The sequence below is a fragment of the Hydrogeniiclostridium mannosilyticum genome (assembly GCF_003268275.1).
GTDB classification, from domain to species: domain Bacteria; phylum Bacillota; class Clostridia; order Oscillospirales; family Acutalibacteraceae; genus Hydrogeniiclostridium; species Hydrogeniiclostridium mannosilyticum.
Map to the genome: position 1 here is coordinate 41,535 of NZ_QLYR01000002.1, position 21,978 is coordinate 63,512.

The 21,978-nt window shown below is 54.4% G+C and carries 19 protein-coding genes; 2 read left to right on the forward strand and 17 right to left on the reverse strand.

The annotated features are described in order from the left end of the window. Positions 1-2: 2 nt before the first annotated feature. The 8 genes from DPQ25_RS04975 to DPQ25_RS05010 all read right to left on the reverse strand — a co-directional run bounded on the left by DPQ25_RS04975 (position 3) and on the right by DPQ25_RS05010 (position 6,693). Positions 3-854, reverse strand: a complete 852-nt coding sequence (locus DPQ25_RS04975; protein WP_112332337.1) for a VirB6/TrbL-like conjugal transfer protein, CD1112 family — start codon at positions 852-854, stop codon at positions 3-5. A gap of 85 nt (positions 855-939) precedes the next feature. After that, complete coding sequence (locus DPQ25_RS04980; protein WP_021740453.1) at positions 940-1,155, reverse strand: Maff2 family mobile element protein; 216 nt, start codon at positions 1,153-1,155, stop codon at positions 940-942. Between the two features lie 64 nt (positions 1,156-1,219). Beyond that, the gene (locus DPQ25_RS04985) at positions 1,220-3,004 is read right to left on the reverse strand and encodes a VirD4-like conjugal transfer protein, CD1115 family (RefSeq protein ID WP_112332090.1); all 1,785 of its coding nucleotides are present in this window, start codon (positions 3,002-3,004) and stop codon (positions 1,220-1,222) included. Further along, positions 3,001-3,477 (reverse strand): PcfB family protein, encoded by a 477-nt coding sequence (locus DPQ25_RS04990; RefSeq protein WP_112332091.1) that lies wholly within the window; start codon positions 3,475-3,477, stop codon positions 3,001-3,003. Before DPQ25_RS04990 ends, DPQ25_RS04985 begins: the two co-directional genes overlap by 4 nt. A gap of 36 nt (positions 3,478-3,513) precedes the next feature. Beyond that, positions 3,514-4,398: a DUF6017 domain-containing protein gene (locus tag DPQ25_RS04995; protein ID WP_112332092.1), complete on the reverse strand. Its 885-nt coding sequence runs from the start codon at positions 4,396-4,398 to the stop codon at positions 3,514-3,516. Between the two features lie 127 nt (positions 4,399-4,525). Then, positions 4,526-4,744 carry a hypothetical protein gene (locus tag DPQ25_RS05000; protein ID WP_112332093.1) on the reverse strand — a complete coding sequence of 73 codons (219 nt, stop codon included), beginning with the start codon at positions 4,742-4,744 and terminating at the stop codon, positions 4,526-4,528. 114 nt (positions 4,745-4,858) lie between these two features. Then, positions 4,859-6,247, reverse strand: coding sequence for an MATE family efflux transporter (locus tag DPQ25_RS05005; protein WP_112332094.1), 1,389 nt, complete (start codon positions 6,245-6,247; stop codon positions 4,859-4,861). A 2-nt stretch (positions 6,248-6,249) separates the two neighbouring features. Next, positions 6,250-6,693 (reverse strand): MarR family winged helix-turn-helix transcriptional regulator, encoded by a 444-nt coding sequence (locus tag DPQ25_RS05010; RefSeq protein WP_112332095.1) that lies wholly within the window; start codon positions 6,691-6,693, stop codon positions 6,250-6,252. Between the two features lie 291 nt (positions 6,694-6,984). Here DPQ25_RS05010 and DPQ25_RS05015 point away from each other — a divergent pair, with 291 nt between their 5' ends. Then, on the forward strand, positions 6,985-7,197 hold the full coding sequence (locus DPQ25_RS05015; protein WP_112332096.1) for a cold-shock protein: 213 nt from the start codon (positions 6,985-6,987) through the stop codon (positions 7,195-7,197). Between the two features lie 165 nt (positions 7,198-7,362). Here the strand turns inward: DPQ25_RS05015 and mfd are convergent, their stop codons facing one another. The 8 genes from mfd to DPQ25_RS05055 all read right to left on the reverse strand — a co-directional run bounded on the left by mfd (position 7,363) and on the right by DPQ25_RS05055 (position 19,113). Continuing rightward, positions 7,363-10,878: a transcription-repair coupling factor gene (gene mfd, locus DPQ25_RS05020; RefSeq protein WP_112332097.1), complete on the reverse strand. Its 3,516-nt coding sequence runs from the start codon at positions 10,876-10,878 to the stop codon at positions 7,363-7,365. 114 nt (positions 10,879-10,992) lie between these two features. After that, on the reverse strand, positions 10,993-11,946 hold the full coding sequence (locus DPQ25_RS05025; RefSeq protein ID WP_112332098.1) for an AEC family transporter: 954 nt from the start codon (positions 11,944-11,946) through the stop codon (positions 10,993-10,995). Positions 11,947-11,953: 7 nt separating this feature from the next. Beyond that, on the reverse strand, positions 11,954-12,574 hold the full coding sequence (gene pth, locus DPQ25_RS05030; RefSeq protein ID WP_112332099.1) for an aminoacyl-tRNA hydrolase: 621 nt from the start codon (positions 12,572-12,574) through the stop codon (positions 11,954-11,956). A gap of 143 nt (positions 12,575-12,717) precedes the next feature. Beyond that, the gene (locus DPQ25_RS05035) at positions 12,718-13,512 is read right to left on the reverse strand and encodes a class I SAM-dependent methyltransferase (protein WP_112332100.1); all 795 of its coding nucleotides are present in this window, start codon (positions 13,510-13,512) and stop codon (positions 12,718-12,720) included. A 169-nt stretch (positions 13,513-13,681) separates the two neighbouring features. Continuing rightward, a complete protein-coding gene (locus DPQ25_RS05040) occupies positions 13,682-15,568 on the reverse strand; it encodes an ABC transporter ATP-binding protein (RefSeq protein WP_112332101.1) in 1,887 nt (628 codons plus the stop codon). Then, positions 15,561-17,294, reverse strand: coding sequence for an ABC transporter ATP-binding protein (locus tag DPQ25_RS05045; RefSeq protein ID WP_112332102.1), 1,734 nt, complete (start codon positions 17,292-17,294; stop codon positions 15,561-15,563). Before DPQ25_RS05045 ends, DPQ25_RS05040 begins: the two co-directional genes overlap by 8 nt. Then, complete coding sequence (locus DPQ25_RS05050; protein WP_112332103.1) at positions 17,287-17,778, reverse strand: MarR family winged helix-turn-helix transcriptional regulator; 492 nt, start codon at positions 17,776-17,778, stop codon at positions 17,287-17,289. The genes DPQ25_RS05045 and DPQ25_RS05050 overlap by 8 nt, the downstream gene beginning before the upstream one ends. Before the next feature lie 444 nt (positions 17,779-18,222). Beyond that, entirely contained in the window at positions 18,223-19,113 is an 891-nt protein-coding gene (locus DPQ25_RS05055; RefSeq protein WP_112332104.1) for a LysR family transcriptional regulator, read from the reverse strand. Between the two features lie 402 nt (positions 19,114-19,515). Here DPQ25_RS05055 and DPQ25_RS05065 point away from each other — a divergent pair, with 402 nt between their 5' ends. After that, entirely contained in the window at positions 19,516-20,556 is a 1,041-nt protein-coding gene (locus tag DPQ25_RS05065) for a DUF3737 family protein (RefSeq protein WP_407928151.1), read from the forward strand. 105 nt (positions 20,557-20,661) lie between these two features. Here DPQ25_RS05065 and DPQ25_RS05070 read toward each other — a convergent pair whose 3' ends face one another. Beyond that, entirely contained in the window at positions 20,662-21,753 is a 1,092-nt protein-coding gene (locus DPQ25_RS05070) for a uroporphyrinogen decarboxylase family protein (protein WP_112332106.1), read from the reverse strand. Positions 21,754-21,978 lie beyond the last annotated feature (225 nt).

Below are 21,978 nucleotides of genomic sequence, written 5' to 3' on the forward strand. Positions count from 1 at the left end.
CCTTAATGTGCGCTGAACAGGGATTTTGCAAGGCTTCCCGTCTTAAACAGGGTAAAGCACAAGAGGACGGTATAACCCATACAAGACCAAATCGCGCCGGATATGTCGTCGGTTGTGGCGATTGTCTGTATCAAAACCGCATAAATACCAACGCACACCAAAATCAAAAACGCTTGAAAACCAAGCGCAAGCAAGGATTTTAGATAGTTCTGTCCCATGCCGCCCCATTCGCGGTTTGCCATTGTTGCGATAGGGATAGGGGCGATACTCGTTACAAGGTATATTTCAATCATACGCCCATACACCACAAGCATAATGCAGATTGATAGGGCGTTCATGGTAAGGCCAACAAAAAGCGATTGAAACCATAACCCCAACAGCCCGCCGACGCTCATAGCTTCAAGTTTTGTTTCTATATCGGTGATAACGGTTGAAATGTCTATGCTTGTATCCGATATGATAACCCCCGCGCTGTCATTGACGACGCTTTGCGTTACGTCGAACACACCCATAACGATATTCCATGTATTTGTTACCAGCAGTACCGCCACAAAGGTTTTGAAAATCCACTTAAAGAAAATCCATGTGTCGAGATCGTGCAGATTGTTTTTTTCGATTACAAGCTGGATTAGTTCGTAGCACATGACAAAGGTAATGATGACCCCTGCAATCGGTATAATGACATTTTCCGATAGGCTGCGTATCATGTTGAATATGCCCGCGTTCCACCCAGCGGGGGTTGTGCCGACTTCGGTAGCGATATTGCCAACCTCTGTATTTACACTGTCGAACAGGCCGGAGAGGTTAGATAAAATCCCGTCTGTCAGTATGCCCCTAAACCAATCTTCAATCATCTGCCATATCAAAAGTTAATCCCTCCTTTCCCGCGCCCTCCCGCATAAAGCGGGAGAGCGCGGCGGGTAGTATTAAACTGTGGCATTATCCAAACAGGCCGGAGAGCAGCGGGACAAGGGTAAGACCAATGAGGGCAACACCGCCGCCTGCCATAAGCTGTTTCATGCCCTGGCTTTTCGCGCCGGGGTTGTCGTTGCCGTACCCCTCCATTAAGTTAATGCCGCCCCAAATGCCAAGTCCTGCGCCAAGCGCGATTACCAAAGTCTGCAATACGTCAACTGCGGAATTAAAAAACTCCATAAATTACCTCGCTTTCTGCCGTTTTACGGCTTAAAAAATGTTGTTGGAAATAAAAATGCCGCCGTTACTTTTCGGCGGCTGCGTCCTCGTCGGACAAATCTATTTCGTATATGTCAAAGGCTTCGTCCGGCTTTACGATTGCCGGACGAGTGGACATATACCGTTCAACGTCAAAAGCGTTTTTCTTGTCGAAGTCGGAAAGATATTTGTAGTTTGGGTGTTTAGTAATATCGTATTTGTCGCTGAAAAAGGGACGCACACCGCGCAACTGTAAAATACACTTTCCACCGTCCATAACTGCTATTTCGTCCTGTGTCATCAACTCCTTTCCTAATTTTTGATAATTGAGGCCATGAGAAACCTGCGTGCCGCGATTTTCGGAAGTGTTGAAACTGTCTATTGTTTCCCGTCCCAAGTTCTCCGAAATATCCTTTGCATTTTTCCCGCGCCCTCCCAAAAACAAGGTGCTGTCGGCATTATCAAGTATGATTTCTGCCGCGTCCTTGTAAATGGCTTTTAGCTGGCTCTGCGATTGCAGAATGATAGAAGCCGAGATTTCCCGGCTGCGGATTGTAGCAATCAGCTTTTCAAACTGTGGGATTTGACCGATGTTCGCAAACTCGTCCAGCAGACACCGCACATGGACGGGCAGCTTGCCGCCGTACTCGTCGTCCGCTTTATCGCAAAGCAAATTGAAAAGCTGCGATTGCAGCATAGCGATTACAAAATTAAAAGTGCTGTCCGTATCGCTCATAATGAGGAAAAGCGCGCTCTTTCTGTCGCCTAACGTGTCAAGTTCCAAATCGTCATAGGACATGAGTTCGCGGAGTTCCTTAATGTCAAAGGGGGCAAGTCGCGCACCGCATGAAATCAAAATGCTTTTCGCGGTCTTGCCCGCCGCTAATTTATATTTTCGGTACTGCTTCACCGCGAAATGGTCGGGGTCGCGTTCCTCCAACTCGGCAAAGAGCAGATCAACGGGACTTTGGTATTCCTCGTCGTCCTCGCGGGCTTCGCTGGCGTTGATAAGTTCAAGCAGCGTTGTAAAGTTCATTTCCTCTTTGGGGGCTTCGTACCAGATATAGCCGACAAAAGCGCAATACAGCAATCTTTCGGCTTTCACCCAAAAATCCTCCGCGCTTTTTTCGCCCTCGCCTTTGGTATTCGCTATCAGCGTGTTTACCAGCTTCAAAATATCCTTTTCGCTGCGGATATACACAAAAGGGTTGTAGTGCATGGATTTTTTGAAGTTTATCGTATTCAGCACTTTTATCTTGTACCCGCCGCGCTGCAATAGCTTTCCGCACTCGATTAACACCGTCCCTTTCGGGTCTGTCAAGACGTAAGAAGAATGAAGCTGCATTAAATTAGGCTTGACAAAAAACCTTGTTTTTCCGCTGCCGCTGCCGCCGATCACGACGACGTTTTTATTTCTCGCGTACTTCGGCTGCTTTGGGCGGCTGTTCATGGTAAGCCGTTCCGTCTGCGTCAAAATGATGTTATTTTGAAAATCGGGGTCTATGTAGGGCTTTATATCTTCGGTGCCGCCCCAACGTGCGCTGCCGTACTCCGCGCCCTTTCGGTATTTCTTCGCGTTTTTCCCTTTGACATAGACTATCAAACGGATAACCACCGCGCCGACAATGCCAATAAGCAAATCAAGCGGGTGGACGCTCGGCAAGGCATTTTCAAACGCTGCGGAAAAGCCCTGTGCAATATGCAGCACCTTTGCGGAAAAATCCGCGCCGGGGGCAAGGCGCACCGCCTGTCCGACTTTATCAAAGAGATAGACAAAGAACACATAGGGAATATTTGGGATTATCAGCTTTTTGTAGTTAATCTGCTTCATATTTCACGTCCCCTGTCTATTTTTTTAACCTTGTCGCGGGCGGCGTTAAGCTGCTTCGCCTTGTCCTTTGCAGCGGCAAGGGCTTTGCGGATAGAGGGCTTTTTATTCTTGTTCAGCTTCTTTGCGGAAAACTCCCTAAACGCTTCGGTCATACTGTCAATGTCCTTGCCTTTGAAAAAAACGAGATAACGGGGGATTTCGCCGCCCTCGATTTTCTTCACATGGTAGTCAAGTTCGTATTCCTTTGCGATAGGGTCAAATGCTTTGATATTGTCGTCAGTAATTTTGATATTTGTTATCTGTTCGCCGGATTTTTTTAGCTGGCGCAAGGTCTGTTTGCCGCGTTTTGGCTTGCCACGCTGCTTCTCGATCTGCCGTAAAGCTAATTTCAACGCCTTTTGAAGCACCGCCGCGTCTAATTTCGCGGTTTTGATAGATAGCGCAATCACTTTTTGGGTTACTTCTTCCTGCAAGGTATCAACTCCTTTCCCTGTAAAATGCGGCTATGCTCATTCGCCGCCGTAAAGGTCGTGATTGACTTCTGCTGTGTAGAAATGCCCCATTGTAGAGGGCGCGGAAAACAGCGTTTTCAAAAGGTATGCCCGTATGTTATAAACTTTGGTCGTGTTTTGGTCGATACGGTCAAACACATATTCAATATGGGACGTGTCTATTTTCAAAAGGCGGCTCTTTACCAACTCGGCGGGGAACTTTTCACCGCCAACTTTGATATATTGGGCGGTACTGCATAGGGTTTCAAGAATTAACTCGACAACTTCATCTAAACGTTCCTTATCTATTTTGGTGTTGCGGATAAGGTGATCGTATTCGATATTGTCTTTGACAATCTCCCTGTAAATCTCTACTGCGGTATTTCCGTCAATCCTATCAATCCCGCCGAATGGCGGCGCGTCCTCCGGCTCTGCCGGATAGATTGATTGATCGTTATTTGATACATCAGTAATTATTTTTTCTTTACTTGATATATCTTTATTTAATTGCGTTGGATTTTCCAACGTAGGCTTTTCCTGCATAGGTTTTTCCAACGTTGGATTATCCAATGTTGGATTTTCCAATGTAGGTAAATCCAATGTAGGCGGCTGCGGCTGCTCGTAGATGATATAATCCGCACCCCGCAAGCGTCCCTTTTCGTCGCGCTCCCGGCTGCGGACGATATATCCGGCTTTTTCAAGTTCCTTTACCGCTTCGCGGATTGCGTCGATTTTCTCCCGGTTGATATGGGATAAGCCTTTTAGGGTATAGTCCCAATCCTCCGGCAAGGATAGCATTTGCGAAAGCAAGCCTTTTGCTTTTAGGGTCAATTCCTTGTTGCGTAAATGGTGGTTGCTCATAACGGTATAGCCCGTATTGCGTTCCACTCGGAAAACCGGCATTTTTCATCACTTCCTTTCTTGGTATGCGTGGACTATTAGAAAGCTGTTTTGTGCGGTTTTGATATTGCAATACGTCTTTGCCGTTTTTGCGTCTGAAAAACCGCATGACACAAGGCGTTTTACCTGTCTATTTGTCCATGCTGGCGGGCGTTTTCCGCGTCCTTTTGCCGGGGCAGTAGGGACACTCTTTGAAAACACAAAACTCATATTTCCATTTTGGACGGTAGAAACGGCAAGTGCCGCAATCTTCATCACTTCCGGCACAGCCGGATTGATAGCGGTCAAATCCCGGCTTCTGCTGCATGAGCAGTTCAAAAGCCCGCCCCTCGTCGTCTGTGAAAAACATTCCGGCTGCCCCTCCTTTCCTGCGGGCATAAAAAAGCCACAACTTATTTCAAGCTGTGGCGTGGTATGCAGAAAGGGACGCTATCTCTCGATAACGTCCCTTTTGCTCGGTTATTCACTTGTAACCTGTTTGCCCGCTGTCCTTAAAACGTGATGATATAAGGGTTTTTACTTGTTTTCTTATCTCACCGCGCTTAAAGGAGACGGCGAAAAAATCTGCAACCGGCTCGGCCATATAGACTGCTGTTGCCTGGTCGCCGGGAAAGATCACCGGCATGATGTAGATTAACGGAATGAGCAGAATGAATTTGCGCATGACTGCCACCAGAATGGAGGCCTTGGCATTGCCGAGCGAGGTAAACGTCATTTGGCAGGCCATTTGGATGCCAAACAACAGCAGGCAGGCGGTGTAAACCCGCAGGGCGCTCCGGGTGAACTCTAGCAATACCGCATCGCCGGTAAACAGGGCGGCAAAGGCCTGTGGGAAGAGCATGATGGCAAGCCATAAAAGAACCGAGTAGCAGAGGCTGGACACAAGCAGCAGCTTAAACGCCAATTTTACCCGGCCGGTGTTTTTAGCGCCGTAGTTGTAGCTGATAATGGGCTGCGCGCCCTGTCCCAGGCCCTGCAGCGGGAGCATGGCAAATTGCATGACGCTGGTGAGAATAGTCATGGCGCCTACGGCGATGTCGCCGCCGTAGCGCAGCAGGGAGGAGTTGAAACAGATGGAAATTACGCTTTCGCTGGCCTGCATAATGAATACCGAAAGGCCCAGCGCCAGCATGGGAAGGACGGTTTTAGCCTTCAGGGCGAGGTGGCGGCGGTGAATTTTCAAATAGGTCTTTTTGCCAAATAAGAAAATCAGTACCCAGGCGCAGGACAGGGCCTGCGAGAGGATGGTTGCCAAGGCGGCGCCGCGCACGCCCATATTGAGGCCGTAGATGAAAATAGGGTCGAGGATGATATTGGCAACCGCGCCGATGAGCACAGAGAGCATCCCAGTTCTGGCGAAGCCCTGAGCGGTGATGAAGGCATTCATCCCCAGCGTCATCTGGACAAAAATTGTTCCGATGGCGTAGATATTCATGTAGCTGACGCCGTATTCAATGGTGTTTGGACTGGCGCCAAAGGCCAGCAGAAAGTCGCGGTTCCAAAGCAGAAGCACCGCGGTCAGCACTACCGAGATGATGATTTGCAGTACAAAGCCATTGCCCAGCGTCCTTTCAGCGGATTCCTGGTCGCCCTTACCCATGAAGATGGAGGCGCGCGGCGCGCCGCCGTAGCCGGTGAAGGCGGAAAAGGCCGTCACAATCATAATCAGCGGCATACAGACGCCTACGCCCGTCAAGGCCAGGGTTCCGATGTCCGGAATATGGCCGATGTAAATGCGGTCCACAATATTGTAAAGCATATTGATGATCTGTGCCGCTACGGTGGGCAGCGCCAGCTTGAGCAGCAGCTTGCCCACCGGCTCCTTGCCTAAAAAGTCCTTATCGCCATTCATGCTTAGTCCACCTTTCCCATGGCGTTTTTGGCATTTTCAATAATCCGGCTGTTGAGCTCCGCAAAGAGTTCGCGCTCCTCAGGGGAGAAGCCTGCAAAAATCTTTTTGAGATAGCGTTCGCGGATTTCGTCAATCTCTGCGGTGACAGGCTGGGCCGCCGGAGTCAGCGACAGATGGATTTTCCTCCGGTCACTGCGATCCTGCTGCCGCTGTAGCAGCGATTTCTGAATCAGGCTTTCTACAGCCTGTGAGACGTTGCCCTTAGAGAGCATGCGCAGCCCGACAATATCGCCCGCCGTGTCCTTACCGGGATTGTTTTGTAAAAAGCTGATGATGTCTGCTTCAATCAGCGTCAGCCGGTAATGGTCACAAACTGGTTTGAGCATACTCTCGTAGAGCTTGACAGTTTTTCGAATGCACAGCAGCAGGCCGGTTATTTGGTTCATAACGTGTCTCCAATTTTAATTAGTTCTAAATTGAATGGTTTTATATAGAACAACTTGATGCTTATTATACGCCCAATCGCCTCGCAGGTCAAGGGCCTGGTCAGGTTTTCTGCCAAGATTTATGCAGGACGTCGAAAGCCCTTGACAAATATATAAAGATATGCTATTATAAATACATAATCTTAATGTATCAATTAACTCACAGTTTGTAAGTCATTGATTTTTTTGATGATTTACAAATTGTGAGTTTTTTATTTGCAGGCGGATAATATTTTTTAGGAGGTATCTTTGATGAATAAAGGTACAGTAAAATGGTTTAATGCGGACAAGGGCTATGGTTTTATCAAGAATGACAACGGCGGTGAGGACCTGTTCGTCCATTTTTCCGCGATTATCTCTGAGGGCTTTAAGTCCCTGGAGGAGGGCCAGCATGTGACGTTTGATTCCGAGATTGACCCGAAGAACCGCAACAAGGTGCGCGCGGTCAATGTCTGCCTGGCATAAGGGCAGGCGGATGCGCCGCCGGTGATTTGGGCGGGCCGCCAGTGATTTGGGCGGCGTGCTGAACGGCGTTTAAAAACAAACAGGTCCCCCGTGGCAGCGGCTGCTGTTGCGGGGGATCTGTTTGTTTTTAGGGGAACCTTGATATTAGGAAACGGGAAGCAGTCCTTACTGTTTTTCGGGCGGCTGGTTCTCAGCTCCGGAAAGCAGCGCGAGCACCTCGCTCAGCGTGTCCAGCGGGGAGCCGCTGAGCTTTACGCTGATATAGGGGCGCGCGCCCGCATTGATCATCACGCGCTTTTTAAAGGTGGAAACCAGCAGGGCGACCTGCCTGGGGTCCACCTTCTGCTTATAAAACAGCAGGGTGTCGTTTTGCTGCTTGACTTCATGAATGCCCAAGCGGGAAGCCTGGTTGCGCAGCAGCGCGATGCTGATGAGCCCGTTGACGCTCTCCGGCGGCTCGCCGAACCGGTCAATGAGCTCGTCGGTGACATCGAGCGCATCCTCCTGGGTGCGGATATCCGCGATCCGGCGGTAAATTTCCAGGCGCTGGTTGAGGTCGCCGATGTATTTTTCCGGAATATGGGCCTGAAGCTGAACATCCACCAGGCACTCGCCGTCGTAATCGGGGACCTCCTCGCCCTTTTCCCGCTTGATGGCCTCGCCAAGGATTTTCAGGTACATGTCGTAGCCGACGGCCTCCATGTGTCCATGCTGCTCGCCGCCGAGGATGTTGCCCGCCCCGCGGATCTCCAGGTCGCGCATAGCGATTTTAAAGCCGGAGCCAAACTCGGTAAATTCGCGGATGGCGGAGAGGCGCTTTTGGGCGATATCTGAAAGAACCTTGTTGCGGGTAAAGGTTAGGTAGGCATAAGCGCGGCGGTTGGAGCGCCCCACGCGGCCGCGAATTTGGTGCAGCTGCGAGAGGCCCATGCGGTCGGCGTTGTCGATGATAAGCGTGTTGGCGTTGGGGACGTCGACACCGGTTTCGATGATGGTGGTACAGACCAGGACGTCGATTTCATGGTCGATGAGCCTGCGCCAGACCTCGGAGAGCTCCTGCTCGTTCATTTTCCCGTGGCCAATGCCGATGCGCGCTTCGGGGATATGGGACTGGATCCGGGCGGCGACACGCTCAATGCTGGCGACATCGTTGTGCAGGTAATAAACCTGCCCCCCACGCCGCAGCTCCCGGCGGATGGCGTCAAACAGGATGCCGTCGTCGTGCTCCAGCACATAGGTCTGAACGGGGTGGCGGTCGTGCGGGGCCTCCTCAATTACGCTCATGTCCCGAATGCCCGAGAGCGCCATGTTCAGCGTCCGGGGAATGGGGGTGGCCGACAGCGTGAGCACGTCCACGTTTTTGCACAGGTCCTTCAGGCGCTCCTTTTGGGCGACGCCGAAGCGCTGTTCCTCGTCGATGATGACAAGGCCCAGGTCGCGGAATTTAACATCCTTGCTCACCAGACGGTGCGTGCCGGCGACAATATCGATTTCCCCGCGCTTGAGGCGGCGGAGGATGTCCTCCTGCTGCTTGGGCGTGCGAAAACGGGAGAGCAGCTCGATGCGTACGGGGAAGCCCTCCATGCGCTTGCAGATGGTCTGAAAGTGCTGCCAGGCCAGGATGGTGGTGGGAACCAGAAGGGCGCACTGCTTGCTGTCGCAGACGCATTTAAAGGCCGCGCGCAGGGCGACCTCGGTCTTACCGAAGCCCACGTCGCCGCACAGCAGGCGGTCCATGGGGGCCTCTCGCTCCATATCGGATTTAATCTCCTCCACGCAGCGGAGCTGGTCCTCGGTTTCGTCATATTCAAAATGGCTCTCAAAGTCGTGCTGCCACTCGTTGTCGGCTGAAAAGGCGTGCCCCTTGGCCTGCATGCGCTCCGCGTAGAGCTTAATCAGCTCTTTAGCCATGTCGCGCACCGCGGCGCGGACGCGGCTTTTGGCCTTCTGCCACTCACTGCCGCCCAGGCGGTTGAGCTTAACGCCGGAATCCTCCCGCGGGCCGATATACTTGCTTACCATGTCCAGCTGCGTGACGGGTACATAAAGCGTGTCGCTCTTTGCGTAGCGCAGCTTAATATAATCCTTGACGACACCGTGCATATCGAGCTTGTGGATGCCGTCGAAGATGCCGATACCGTGCGCGCTGTGCACCACGTAATCGCCGGGGGTGAGGTCCGCCAGGCTGTAAATTTCCTGGCTGTTTTTAGGCCGCTTTTTCTTTTTGGCGGGGGCCGCCGCCAGCCGCCCGTGGGAAAGCAGGCCGAAAAAGGCGCCGGGCAGCTCAAGGCCGGCGGAAAGCGCGCCGCTGGCCACCACAATGGTGCCGCGCTGAACGACCTCCGCGCTTTCCAGGTAGGAGGCCGGCAGACCCTGGGCCTGCAGGTCGGCGGCAGTTGTGCGCGCGCTGCGCTCGTTGCCCGCCAGGACAACGCAGGCCCATTTGTTGGCCAGCATATTCTGCAGGTCCTCGGTGAGCAGCTGGATGCTGCCGCCCCAGGGGGAGAGCTGGCGCACGGAGAAATGAACCAGGTTTTTCAGCGGGAGATCATAGCTGCCGCGTGCGAACGAATCCATCAGTACAGTTCCGCGCAGCTCGAATTGTTGCAGGGCGTAGGCCCAGGTTTCGCTAAATTCGGTCAGGCCGCGGCAGAGCACGCCCTCCTCCAGATAGCCCTTGACATCCTCGCCCCATTGCCAGAGAACGGAGCGCATGCGCTCCTTGTTTTTCAGCGGCTCGCTGCAAAAGATCAGCGCATTGCCGGGCAGGTAATCAAACAGCGTGGCCACACGGCTGTAAAGCAGGGTGATGTATTTGTCGGCACAGCTGAGGGCAAGGCCGTCCTCCAGCTTGCCGGCGTGCTTGCGCAGCGTGTCCTTTGCGGGTGCGGCATGCTTGCCGCGCAGCGTGTTTGCCAGGCTGCGCAGCCGTTCCGCCAGCGCGCCGGGGTTGGTGGCCAGCGCCTCCATGGCAGGCGCCAGAATAATTTTCTCAACCGGATCGGTGCGTCGCTGGGTCTCAAGGTCGAAAAAGGAGAGCGTGTCGATCTCGTCGCCCCAAAATTCCAGGCGGACGGGGTTGGGCGCGCCGGGGGTAAAGATGTCGAGAATGCCCCCGCGCAGCGAAAACTGTCCGGCGCCGTCGATCTGAACGGCGCGCTGGTAGCCGCAGGCCAGCAGGGCCTTGATGATGTGCTCCGGGCTGACCTGCTGCCCTGCCCGGAGTACAACGGTGCGCTTTTCCAGCTCCTCCGGCGGCAGGGTATATTGCAGGGCGGCATCGATGCAGGCAACGACGGCATCCCAGCCCTCCGCGGCGTCCGGCTCTTTATCCGGCGCGCTGCCCGCGGCTTTGAGCATGCGTGCCAATACTTGCAGGCGCTGGTGTTCATATTCGCGGGAGGCGCTCTCCACGTCCTGCAGGTTGAAGTCCCGGGCCGGGTAGACCAGCGGGCGCAGCCCAAGCGCGGCAAGGTCGCCAGCAATGCGCTGCGCCTCGGCTTCATCCGCCGCAAGGAACAGGGCCTTACGGCCCTGGCGTGCGCACAGGGCGCCGGAAACCGCTGCTTTGTGGATGCCGGAAAGCCCGGTGGCGGCAGCAGGCAGCGCCCCGGTGGAAACGGCGTCCTCCAGGGTTTGATATTCCGGCAATCTGGCAAGGGCATTCCATAAAAATTTCATAATCTGTCTCCGTCTGTCGTTCCATTTTCAAAAATAGGTACGTTTCCAGGTGCGCCGCCTTTTGGAAGCATCTAAGCTTCCGCTGCCGGGGTTGGCGGCCTTTCCCCGGGCGCGTTACAGCACCCCGGCGCTGCGCAGCAGGAATATCCAGGCCGTGACGGTGATGCTGGAGAGCACGGTTGTCGCCACAATGATGCTGGAGGCCAGCACGCCGTCATTGCCCATGTTCTTTGCCATGATGTAGGAGCTGACAGTGGTCGGCGCGCCAAGCATAATGAGCAGGGCAACCAGCTCCTGCCCGCGGAACCCGAGCGCAATGGCGATGGGGAGAAACACCGCCGGCTGGACGGCCAGCTTAATCAGTGCGGCGGCCAGGGTGGGCTTCAGGCGGGCCAGCGCCTTGCCGCCCTCAAAGCCAGCGCCGATGGCCACCAGTGCGATAGGGGTGGACATGTCCGCGAAGCTGGCGAGGGTCTTATCCAGCATAGCCGGAAGCCGCAGGTGGAGCAGGGAAAAGGGAACGCCCGCGGCAATGCCGATGATGATGGGGTTCCTGACAATATTGAGCAGCGTGCGCTTTATGCTGCCGCGGGAATTTTGCGGGCCCGCCGGGTGCTCCCCATAAATGGTGAGGATGATGACGGCGAAAATGTTGTACAGCGGCACGGCGGCGACGATCATCAGCGGGGCCAGGCCGGCGTTGCCGTAGATGTTCTGAATAAAGGCCACACCCAGCACGGCGGCGCTTCCCCGGTAGGCGCCCTGAATAAAACTGCCCACCTGCGTACGGTCCTTAACCAGGCGCGCGCTGAGCAGCCAGATGGCCAAAATACTGGCGAGCGTGGCACCGATGCAGAAGAAAAAGTAGAGCGGGTCAAAATCGGCCTGCAAATCCATGGCTGAAATCTGCATGAACAGCAGGATCGGCAGCGTGACCTTGAAATTAAACCGGTTGGCGACCGTGACAAAATTTTCATTGAGCAGGCCGATTCGCCGCAGAAAATAGCCTGCGGCCATGACCAGAAAAATTGGCATGGTGGCGTTAAGGCTGTAAATAAAATCCTCCATGGCGGCCCTAACCGTTGTAACGGTTCATGGCTTCAGCGGCATTGCCCTGAAGCAGCAGGGTTACAGCGCCCGCCGCGTGCTCCAGCGCCTCGTCCAGCTTTTTTTGCTCCTGGCTGCTGAAGCGCGAAAGCACCCAGTCCGCCAGGTCCCAGCGGGGGTCGGGCTTGGCCCCCACGCCGATTTTTACCCGGGGAAAGTCTTGGCTTCCCGCTAAATAGATGATATTTTTCATGCCGTTATGCCCGCCGTCGCTGCCCTTGGTGCGGATGCGGATGCGCCCGGGTTCCAGGGAAATGTCGTCGAAGAGCACGATGACGTGCTGCGGTGGGATTTTATAGAAGGCCATGGCCTCCTGAACGCTTTGGCCGGAGAGGTTCATAAACGTGGAGGGCTTAAGCAGCAGCACGTTTTTTCCCGCAATTTGCACGGTGGCGGTCAGCCCCTTGAACTTCAGGCGGTCAATGGTGGCGCCCGCCTGCTCCGCGATGCGGTCAATGGCCATAAAGCCGCAGTTGTGGCGTGTGTTTTCATATTTGGAGCCGGGATTGCCCAGCCCGGCGACGATGTATTCTACCGGTCCCGCAGCGGGTCCGGCGGTTTTTTTTTGAAAAAGGCTGCGAATATTCATGGCGGTAATCCTTTCTCCGGCACAGTGCCGGAACAGAGTCGGGGGACGGCGGGGGCTGCCCGCCGGCACGCAAAAGAACCCCACATTGCCTGTGTGGGGGGAATACGCGGGTAAAACGGGCCGATAGGCGGCCCGGGTGGCGGCTATGCCTTGGTACAGACCATCAAGGCATGATTAGCCAGACCGGTACAGGAACGGCTGGCGCTCATCCGGTCTGCGAGCTCACGATAGCAGCGAAACTGCTCGTCATCCATGCGGTCAATCGCATCGGCGGCAAAGAAGAAATCCAGCCCGCAGTTTTGGCAGACGGCAAAGCCATGCTCTATGGCGCCGGCTTCCATCTCCTCCGGGGAGGTATAGTAAAAGACGCCGGGGCGGAGGTCGTCCGTGCTGTTTTTTAGCACCGCTTCGTTTGCCTGGGCGTTGGGGTAAAATGCCCGCAGGGATTCATTTACGCAGGCGCCAGCATATACGCCCAGCCGGTTGATATAGGCGAAGGCAAAGACGGCTTTGTCTGTTCCAACCCGCCAGCATTCCCGGAACACCTGCCGGCGTTCCTCCGGCGGCAGGTGGTACATCGGCCCAAGGCATAGCACCAAATCAAAGCTCTTTTCCGCGAGGCCCGTCAACCGCGTGGCGTCGCCGGCCAGCGCCGTGAGGTTCTTTTTGCCTTGAACCCGGATTTTTTGGCTGAAAACCGCGATATTATCCGGGCTGAGATCCACCCCGGTGTAGGATGCGCAGCTGTCGGCAAATAACAGCCCATAATAGCCGGTGCCGCAGCCGGTTTCGAGAATACGGGTGTCCTGACGGATATAGGGACGCAGGATCTTTTCCGTGTAATAAAACTCTGTGCCGCCCGACCGGGAGCGGTCCGCCCGTCCCTCCTCGATTCCGCCGGCATACAGTGCCGTGATTTGTTCCTCGTTGGCCGGCATGCGCTCACCTCCGCCGGCGGATACCGCCGTTTTGTATTGTGGCCATTGGTTTTTGTTTTTTGTTATTTTACTATTATATCATTTTAAGCGGAAAAGGCAAAGCAAAACCGGCACTCCTGAAAAACTTTTTCAGGAATGCCGGGATTTATTGCTTTACTGGAAAGCCGCTTTATGAAAGCTCCAGCTTGCCGGTGTAAAGCTGGTAATAGGTGCCCTTTTTGACGATGAGTTCCTCATGGCTGCCGCGTTCGATGATGCGTCCATGATCCAATACGATGATGGCATCGCTGTTGCGGATGGTGGAGAGGCGGTGCGCAATGACAAATACGGTACGGCCCTTCATCAGGTTATCCATACCCTTTTGCACAATACGCTCAGTACGGGTGTCGATGCTGGAGGTGGCCTCGTCCAAAATCAGCACGGGCGGGTTTGCCACCGCGGCCCGGGCAATGGAGAGCAGCTGGCGCTGGCCTTGTGAGAGCTCTTCGCCGTCGCCGCTGATCATGGTCTGGTAGCCGTTGGGCAGCATGTTGATGAACTGATCGGCGTGGGAGAGGCGAGCGGCCTCGTGGATTTCCTCGTCTGTGGCATCGATGCGCCCATAGCGGATGTTTTCCATAATGGTTCCGGTAAACAGGTGGGTGTCCTGCAATACGATGCCCAGGGAACGGCGCAGGTCAGCCTTCTTAATTTTGTTGATATTGATGCCGTCATAGCGGATTTTGCCGTCTTGGACATCGTAAAAACGGTTGATCAGATTGGTGATGGTGGTCTTGCCCGCGCCGGTTGAGCCCACAAAGGCGAGCTTTTGGCCCGGCTTCGCATACAGTGAAATATCGTGCAGGATTATCTTTTCATCCGTATAACCAAAGGTCATGTCGTAGAACTGCACGTCGCCCTTGAGCTCCGTGTAGGTGACGCTGCCGTCCTGATGCGGGTGCTTCCAGGCCCAAAGGCCGGTTCTCTCCGCGCATTCCTCCAGGGAGCCGTCCGCCTTCTTTTTCGCATTGACCAGGGTGACATAGCCGTCGTCCACCTCTGGCTTTTCGTCGATCATCCGGAAAATCCGCTCAGCGCCTGCCAGGGCCATGACAATGGAGTTGAACTGCTGGGCCACCTGCATGAAGGGCTGGGTGAAGCTCTTGGTAAATTGCAGGTAAGCGGCCATGACGCCCAGGGTGATGCCGCCGATATTCGCTACAGAGAGAAAGCCGCCCAGAACAGCCGTCAGCACAAATTGCAGGTTGCCCAGGTTGCCGATGATGGGGCCCATCATGTTGGCGAAGGTGTTGGCCTTTGTAGCGCTTTCATAAAGGCGGTCGTTGAGCGCGTCGAACTCCTGCTCGGAGACGCGCTCGTGATTAAAGATTTTAATGACCCGCTGCCCGTTCATGCGCTCTTCAACAAAGCCCGTCACGTCGGCAATATCGAGCTGCTGGCGCACGAAGTATTTGCCGCTGTTGCCGCCGATTTTTTTGGTGACCAGCAGGAGCACGCCGATCATGACCACCGCGAGGATGGTAAGCAGCGGGCTGAGCGCCAGCATAGAAATAAAGGTGACAATAATGGTGAGAAGCGACATGAGCACCTGCGGGATGGATTGGTTGATCATCTGGCGCAGGGTGTCGGTGTCATTGGTGTAGAGGCTCATAATAGAGCCGTTGGTGTTTTGGTCAAAATAGCGGATGGGCAGGGTCTGCATGTGCTCAAACATTTCATCGCGCACACGCTTGAGCACGCCCTGGCCGATTTTGACCATCAGACGGGTGTAGATAAACGAGGCCAGCACGCCCGCCAGGAAGATGGTCCCCAAAACAGCCAGCGCCGCGTACAGCTCGGAGAAATTGGGATCCGTGTTGCCAATGAGCGGGACAATGAAGTCGTCGAGCAAAAACTTCAGGGAGAGCGAAACCGAAACAGAGGCAACGGAGCTGATGAGAATGCAGATAAACACGGCGATAAACTGCGCCTTATAAGTACCGGTCACATACCGGAGCAGGCGCCTGCCGGTTTGCAGGGTCTGCTTATTGATGCGTTTGTTCCCTTTTTTATTCATCGTCGCCGCCTCCTTTCACTTGGGATTCATAGACCTCACGGTAAATTGCGTTGGTTTTCAGCAGCTCGGCGGAAGTGCCGATGCCGTTGATCTCGCCGTTTTCCATAACGATGATTTGGTCGGCGTCCTCAATGGAGGAGACGCGCTGCGCGATGATAAGCTTGGTGGTGTCTGGAATTTCCTCTCGGAACGCCTTGCGGATCATGGCGTCGGTTTTGGTGTCCACCGCGCTGGTGGAGTCGTCCAGAATCAGGATTTTCGGCTTTTTCAGCAGTGCCCGGGCAATGCAAAGGCGCTGCTTCTGCCCGCCGGATACGTTGTTGCCGCCCTGGACAATCATGGTGTCGTACCCGTTCGGGAACTCCCGGATAAATCCGTCGGCCTGTGCCAGGCGGCAGACCCGTTGGACCTCCTCGTCGCTGGCGTTTTCGTCGCCCCAGCGGATATTTTCATAAATGCTGCCGGAGAACAGCACGTTTTTTTGCAGCACCATAGAGACTTGGTCGCGCAGTGCCTCCAGCCCATAGCTGCGCACATCGATGCCGCCTACCTTGACGACGCCCTGGGTTACGTCGTAGAGCCTGGGGATGAGCTGCACCAGGGTGGATTTGGCGCTGCCGGTGCCGCCGATGATGCCGATGGTCTGCCCTGCCTTGATGTGCAGGTCCACGTGCTTGAGCGACAGCTTGCCGCCCTCGCCCGCATAGCTGAAGCTGACGTTTTCAAAGTCGATGCTGCCGTTGGGGACTTCCTGAAGCGCTTCAGCGCCGTCCTGCATTTCGGGCTCCTCGTCCAGCACCTCTCTAATGCGGTCAGAGGAGGCCTCGGCAATCATAATCATGACAAAGACGAAGGAGACCATCATCAGGGAGCTTAAGATCTGAATGGCATAGATGATAACGCTGGTCAGCTCGCCGGTTTCCATGGAGCCGAAGACAATGCTGCGCCCGCCGATGAGCACCATGAGCAGAACCACCGCATAGATGGTGAACTGCATAACCGGGGAGTTCCAGGCGACAATTTTTTCCGCCTTGGTAAACAGGTTGTAAATGATTTTGGAAATGCCGTGGAATTTTTTGACCTCATAATCCTCGCGCACATAGGCCTTGACCACGCGCGCGGCGTTGACGTTTTCCTGTACGGTGTTGTTGAGCACGTCGTACTCGTTGAACACCTGAATGAAATGGGGGTGTGCCTTCTTGGCGATAAAAATCAGCAGGCCGCCGAGCACCGGCACCGTCAGCAGCAAAATCAGAGCGATTTGCGCATTGACCGTCATGGTCATGATGAGAGAGAGGACGATCATGATCGGCGCGCGGGCCAGCAGGCGAATGCTCATCATATAGGCCATTTGCACATTGGTGATGTCGGTGGTGAGCCGCGTCACCAGGCCGGGCGTGGAAAAGCGGTCGATATTCTTAAAGGAAAACTGCTGAATTTTATAGAAGATGTCATGGCGCAGGTTCTTTGCATAGCCCGCGCCCGCCTTGGCGGCATAATTGCCGGCCTTCACGCCGAAAAACAGCGCCAGCATGGCCATGGCCACCAGGACGGCGCCCATCCCAATGATGTAGCCCATGTCGCCGTTCATAATGCCGACGTCGATGATTTTAGCCATCATCAGCGGAATCAGGACCTCCATCAGGACCTCCAGAATAACAAAAACCGGGGACAGGACGGACTCTTTTTTAAATTCACGTACAGATTGAAATAATCGTCTATTCATCGTTACCTCCTTGCTCGTTATCCGTTCTTCTTTCATTTTGGGTAAGGTTGCCGAGCATGTGCAGCAGTACCTCCCGGCAGGTGTCCAGATCTTGCGGGGGGATGCCGTCCGCGAGCTTTTGCTCCATGCGCGCGATATTGGCCTGAACCTGCGTGCGGAACCGCCCGGCCTTTTTGGTGGGCACAATTTTTTTCAGCCGCGCATCCTGGGGTACGCTTTCGCGGGTGATAAACCCGCTTTTTTCCATCAGCTGAAGCATCCCTGTGGCGGTGGAACGGCGAATGTGAAACTCCTCCTCCACATCCTTTTGGTAAATCTCGCGGTTCAGCGACTCCATCAGAATATAAAAAAGGATGTGCCGCTGCATGTGGGTGAGCTCGCCGCCTCCTTCAGAAACGGGGCTTCTCCGCCTGAGATGATGGGAGAGCGCATGAATCAGCCGCCCAAAATCCGGCTGTGCATCCGCCGCTGCCGGCATCCCCATACGAATCCCTCCTTATAATTGTTCGTTCCCTAACAATTATAAGGGGGTTTTAAATTTTGTCAACCCCTTGCAGCAGCACGGGGCGCAAAGCAAATATGGCGGCGGTGCACAGATAGCGTATTTTTGGGCCGGTTTTAAACGAAGAGATGTAAAATAATTGAAGATCAACGGCAATAAAAGAGGCTGAATTTGTAGTAAATGCTGAAATTAATTTTTTAGATATAAAAATATTTTAATATAAATATTTTTAACAAAAAACGAACCGGGCGCTGTAGGCGCCGTGACGGACAGAGGCTGGTTCGATGAACGCTGTTTTTACTTGGGCGGCCCGGTTTTTTACCCTGAAGCGGAAGGACCCGGCACGCCCGCGCAGAACAAAATACAAAGGGCAGCGATGCGGCTTTCCACCGTACCGTTGCCCTTTACAGCCCGAAACATGAGCGCCTAGCCCTGGGAGGCTTTTTTTAAAAAAGCCAGGTACTGCTCTGCCGCCTTTGAGAACATCTGGTATTTTTTCCAGACGACGTGCGTGCCCATTTCTATCCTGGGCCGCAGGGGGCGGAAGCACAGCTTGCTCTCCCCGCTGGTGTTAATAATTTGGTCGAGCCCAACGGCGTAGCCGAGCCCTTCCTCCACCATTAAGGAGGCGTTGAAAAGAAGGCTGTAGGTAGCTACCTTGTTAATTTGCCCCCACTCCTGCTTCAGCCAGGGCAGCAGGGCCCCGGCATAGCATTCCTGGCGGGAAAGGATGAGCGGCTTGTTCCAAAGATCCTCGGGCTCGACGGCCGCTTTCTCAGCCAGGGGGGAATCGCGGCGCATCAAAACGCCCCAGGTGTTCCGGCAGGGAATATCCAGGCAGTCGTATTTTGCGGTGTCCACCTCCCCGAGAATAAGGCCGAAATCACTTAGGCCCTGGTCCAGCGAGTCAAGAATATCCTTTCGGTCCCCGCTCTGTATATGGAAATAGACCAACGGGTATTTCTGCTGCAGGGCGTGCTGTGCCTGAATTAGATAGCGCACACCCTCGGTCTCTCCGGCGCCGATAAAGACATTACCGGCGATGGCCTCGTCGGACAGGGTAATTTCATCCTCGGCCTTCTTTACCAGCTGAAGGATTTCCTCCGCACGCTTGCGGAGGATCATGCCTTCCTCGGTCAGCGTCACCTTGCGGGAGCCCCGCGCGCCGCGGATTAAAAGCTGTTTGCCGAGCTCGGCCTCCATCGCTTTGAGCTGTGTGGAAAGCGTGGGCTGGGAAAGGTGCAGGGACTGCGCCGCGGCTGAAATGCTCTGCTCCCTTGCTACCGCTAAAAAATATTGCAAAACGCGCAATTCCATTTGAAGGCCTCCTGTTTCATGCACCGTACGCGGAAGCGTACTTTGCCGGTTTGACAATTTGAGGACCGTGTTTATTCTTAAATCATAATAAAAAACGCCATAGGTTTCAACTATTAATTTCTATTATAAATAAGTATTTGCTATTTAATGGTACCCGGTCTATACTGAAACTATAAAACAAATGTACAGCCCGCGCATAGAAATAGAATAGCGCTTGCTGCATGCGCTGAAATTTCCCGGAAGGTGGCAGTCTGTACTGCGGAGCGGCCAAAAAGAACACGAAGAAGCGCCGGAAAGCGCGGCGGACGTTTCTTCCATGCAGGCAACCCTGCAAAACCTGAGGGATGCCGGGTGCGGCCCCCGGCTGGCGGAACGTTTTTTTCGCTGGAAAGGAGCGGTGGCGTGCCGGAGCAGCTGCGGCTTCTCTCCGCGCATCGGAAGCGGCTGCTTGAGTGGGTGCGCCGGGAGGAAAGGCGCATGGACTGCCTGGATTATTTAGCTTACCGATTGGGCAAAAAACATCAAGCGGCGATGCAGGCCGCTGATTCCATTGACAAGGAGGCCAATGAAATGGAGATTATTCAGAACCAAGTATTTGATGGGGAGCGCGCCCTTTATGGCAGTAAAGGGGTGGCGGTCCGGCATTGTAATTTTGACGGGCCGGCCGACGGGGAGAGCGCCTTTAAGGAGTGCGCGGACATAGAGGTGGAGGACTGCCGCTTCAACCTGCGTTACCCGTTCTGGCATAACCACGGGCTGAAAATAAAGGATTCGGAAATGACGGAGCATTGCAGAGCTGCGTTGTGGTATTCCGACCACATTGAGATCGCGGACAGCGAGCTCCGTGGAATCAAGGCCCTGCGGGAATGCAGCCGGGTAAAAATGCGGGGCTGCGCCATTGTCTCCCCGGAGTTCGGCTGGTCGGCAGATGGCGTGGAAATGGAGGATTGCACGGCCGAAAGCGAATATTTTATGATGCGTGCCAGCCGCCTGCATTTCAAAAACGTGCGCATGAAGGGAAAATATTCTTTTCAGTACATTGAGCGTTCCGTCTTTGAAAACTGCGTCTTTGACACGAAGGATGCCTTTTGGCATGCCAAGAATGTCGTGGTGCGCGACAGTGTTGTGAAGGGCGAGTACCTGGCTTGGTACTGCGAGAATGTCACATTTGAACGCTGTAGGATCACCGGCACCCAGCCGCTGTGCTACTGCAAGGGGCTGAAGCTCATTGACTGTGAGATGGAAGGGGCGGACCTTGCCTTTGAGCGGAGCGAGGTGCAGGCCGCCGTCACCACCCCGGTCATCAGCATTAAAAATCCCTACGCAGGCCGCATCACGGCGCCCGCCGTGGGCGAGATTATCCGGGACGATGAAAACGCGATGGGCGAGGTCGTAATAGACGGGCGGCTCGCCGGGGAAAAGCGGGCTTGCGGCTGTGTCTGAGCGTAAACCGGCAGCCCTTTCATCAGCGCGTTTAATGAAGGCCCTGCCGGCGCGCCTGTTTAGGCCAACGGCACGGCCTTTTCCGCTATTTTGAGCGGCTGCGGCTTATTGAAAAATGATGTCGTGCAGGCGGTTGACAAAGTAGGTATAATCCGCGTAGCTGATTTCAGGGGGGATCAGGTGGTCAAGAGCGGGGAAATAGCCCGTTTCAAAAAGCAGGGGCTCTATGCGCTTGAGTTCGCGGTCAATGGCTTCCTTGCCCTTGGCAATTTCCATTTTGTCGATGCCGCCCATCATGGACATATAGGGGTATTTCCGGCGCAGCGCCACTACGTCGCAGCCGGCTGTTACCTCAAAGGGCAGCATCATATTGACGCCGGCCCCGGCAAACAGCGGGATCAGCTCCTCGCAGTCGCCATCGGTGTCCACTTGGATGACGGCGATGTCGTGCGCTTTGGCAAAATCGCTGAGCTTTTTGTAGTTGGGCAGCATAAATTCGCGGATCATATCCGGCGAGACCAGGGAGCCCTGTTTGCCGGACATGTCTTCCCAGATGTGGAGAATATCGACCTTGACGTCCCGGCAGATTTTTTCATAAATGGAGAGCCAGAAATCTGTCAGGCCGTCCATGATGTCCTTGACCAGGTCGGGCATGTCGTAAAAAGCGAAAAGGCTGCCCTCCACGCCCATTAGGTCGCGCAGGGTGCCGTAGAGCCCGCAGGGGTAAATCCCAATCTGTACGGGGGCATCCGCCGCATTCCATTGCCGTGCCAGCTCCTTCCAATTCTCCGGGAAACGGGCCGGGTCGTTTGGGTTGAGGCGTTCCGCCTTCAGCTGCTCCCATTCCTCGCGGTTGTTTACCGGGGAACGCAGAATTTTAGGAATGCCGGATTTTCCCTCGATGCATTCCACGATTTCTCCCATGGGGTCGCGCATAACCAGCTTGCTGCCGCTGCGTTCCAGCACTTCGGGCACAAAGGGCGGGCAGTGCAGGTGGTTGACGTATCCGGCAACCTGAACCACGGGCTTGTCAAAGGGGAAGTTCTGCTGCCAGGCGAGGGGATTGTCAATCCCCTCGCTTTTCCAGCGCTCCAGGGTTTCTCCCCAGGGGCCGAAGTAAAATGAAAACGGGGCGCGGTCTATGGGCAGGCATTGTGCGCAGCGCCTTACGCGCTCACGGTTGGTCAATGGTTCCATTGGGCTCCTCCTCAATTAATTAAGAGTATAAAAACGTTTTTCTAATTTGTAAAATTAACAAATGATAAACTGCAAAAGAACCTACTACAAGCATAGCTTTTTTTTCAAAAAAAGCAAGCCCATTTATCAATTTTATTGGTGCCTCTTGGCGCCGCGGCAAGAGCAGTGCGGGCTGGTCGGAGGAATACCAATGCACAGGGCGGCGCGGCGGAAAAGAAAATTCAC

What these genes read in the sequence shown, in the direction of transcription:
- DPQ25_RS04975 (WP_112332337.1), bottom strand. Translation starts at nt 854, where the DNA reads ATGATTGAAGATTGGTTTAGGGGCATACTGACAGACGGGATTTTATCT.
- DPQ25_RS04980 (WP_021740453.1), bottom strand. Translation starts at nt 1,155, where the DNA reads ATGGAGTTTTTTAATTCCGCAGTTGACGTATTGCAGACTTTGGTAATC.
- DPQ25_RS04985 (WP_112332090.1), bottom strand. Translation starts at nt 3,004, where the DNA reads ATGAAGCAGATTAACTACAAAAAGCTGATAATCCCAAATATTCCCTAT.
- DPQ25_RS04995 (WP_112332092.1), bottom strand. Translation starts at nt 4,398, where the DNA reads ATGCCGGTTTTCCGAGTGGAACGCAATACGGGCTATACCGTTATGAGC.
- DPQ25_RS05000 (WP_112332093.1), bottom strand. Translation starts at nt 4,744, where the DNA reads ATGTTTTTCACAGACGACGAGGGGCGGGCTTTTGAACTGCTCATGCAG.
- DPQ25_RS05005 (WP_112332094.1), bottom strand. Translation starts at nt 6,247, where the DNA reads ATGAATGGCGATAAGGACTTTTTAGGCAAGGAGCCGGTGGGCAAGCTG.
- DPQ25_RS05010 (WP_112332095.1), bottom strand. Translation starts at nt 6,693, where the DNA reads ATGAACCAAATAACCGGCCTGCTGCTGTGCATTCGAAAAACTGTCAAG.
- DPQ25_RS05015 (WP_112332096.1), top strand. Translation starts at nt 6,985, where the DNA reads ATGAATAAAGGTACAGTAAAATGGTTTAATGCGGACAAGGGCTATGGT.
- mfd (WP_112332097.1), bottom strand. Translation starts at nt 10,878, where the DNA reads ATGAAATTTTTATGGAATGCCCTTGCCAGATTGCCGGAATATCAAACC.
- DPQ25_RS05025 (WP_112332098.1), bottom strand. Translation starts at nt 11,946, where the DNA reads ATGGAGGATTTTATTTACAGCCTTAACGCCACCATGCCAATTTTTCTG.
- pth (WP_112332099.1), bottom strand. Translation starts at nt 12,574, where the DNA reads ATGAATATTCGCAGCCTTTTTCAAAAAAAAACCGCCGGACCCGCTGCG.
- DPQ25_RS05035 (WP_112332100.1), bottom strand. Translation starts at nt 13,512, where the DNA reads ATGCCGGCCAACGAGGAACAAATCACGGCACTGTATGCCGGCGGAATC.
- DPQ25_RS05040 (WP_112332101.1), bottom strand. Translation starts at nt 15,568, where the DNA reads ATGAATAAAAAAGGGAACAAACGCATCAATAAGCAGACCCTGCAAACC.
- DPQ25_RS05045 (WP_112332102.1), bottom strand. Translation starts at nt 17,294, where the DNA reads ATGAATAGACGATTATTTCAATCTGTACGTGAATTTAAAAAAGAGTCC.
- DPQ25_RS05050 (WP_112332103.1), bottom strand. Translation starts at nt 17,778, where the DNA reads ATGGGGATGCCGGCAGCGGCGGATGCACAGCCGGATTTTGGGCGGCTG.
- DPQ25_RS05055 (WP_112332104.1), bottom strand. Translation starts at nt 19,113, where the DNA reads ATGGAATTGCGCGTTTTGCAATATTTTTTAGCGGTAGCAAGGGAGCAG.
- DPQ25_RS05070 (WP_112332106.1), bottom strand. Translation starts at nt 21,753, where the DNA reads ATGGAACCATTGACCAACCGTGAGCGCGTAAGGCGCTGCGCACAATGC.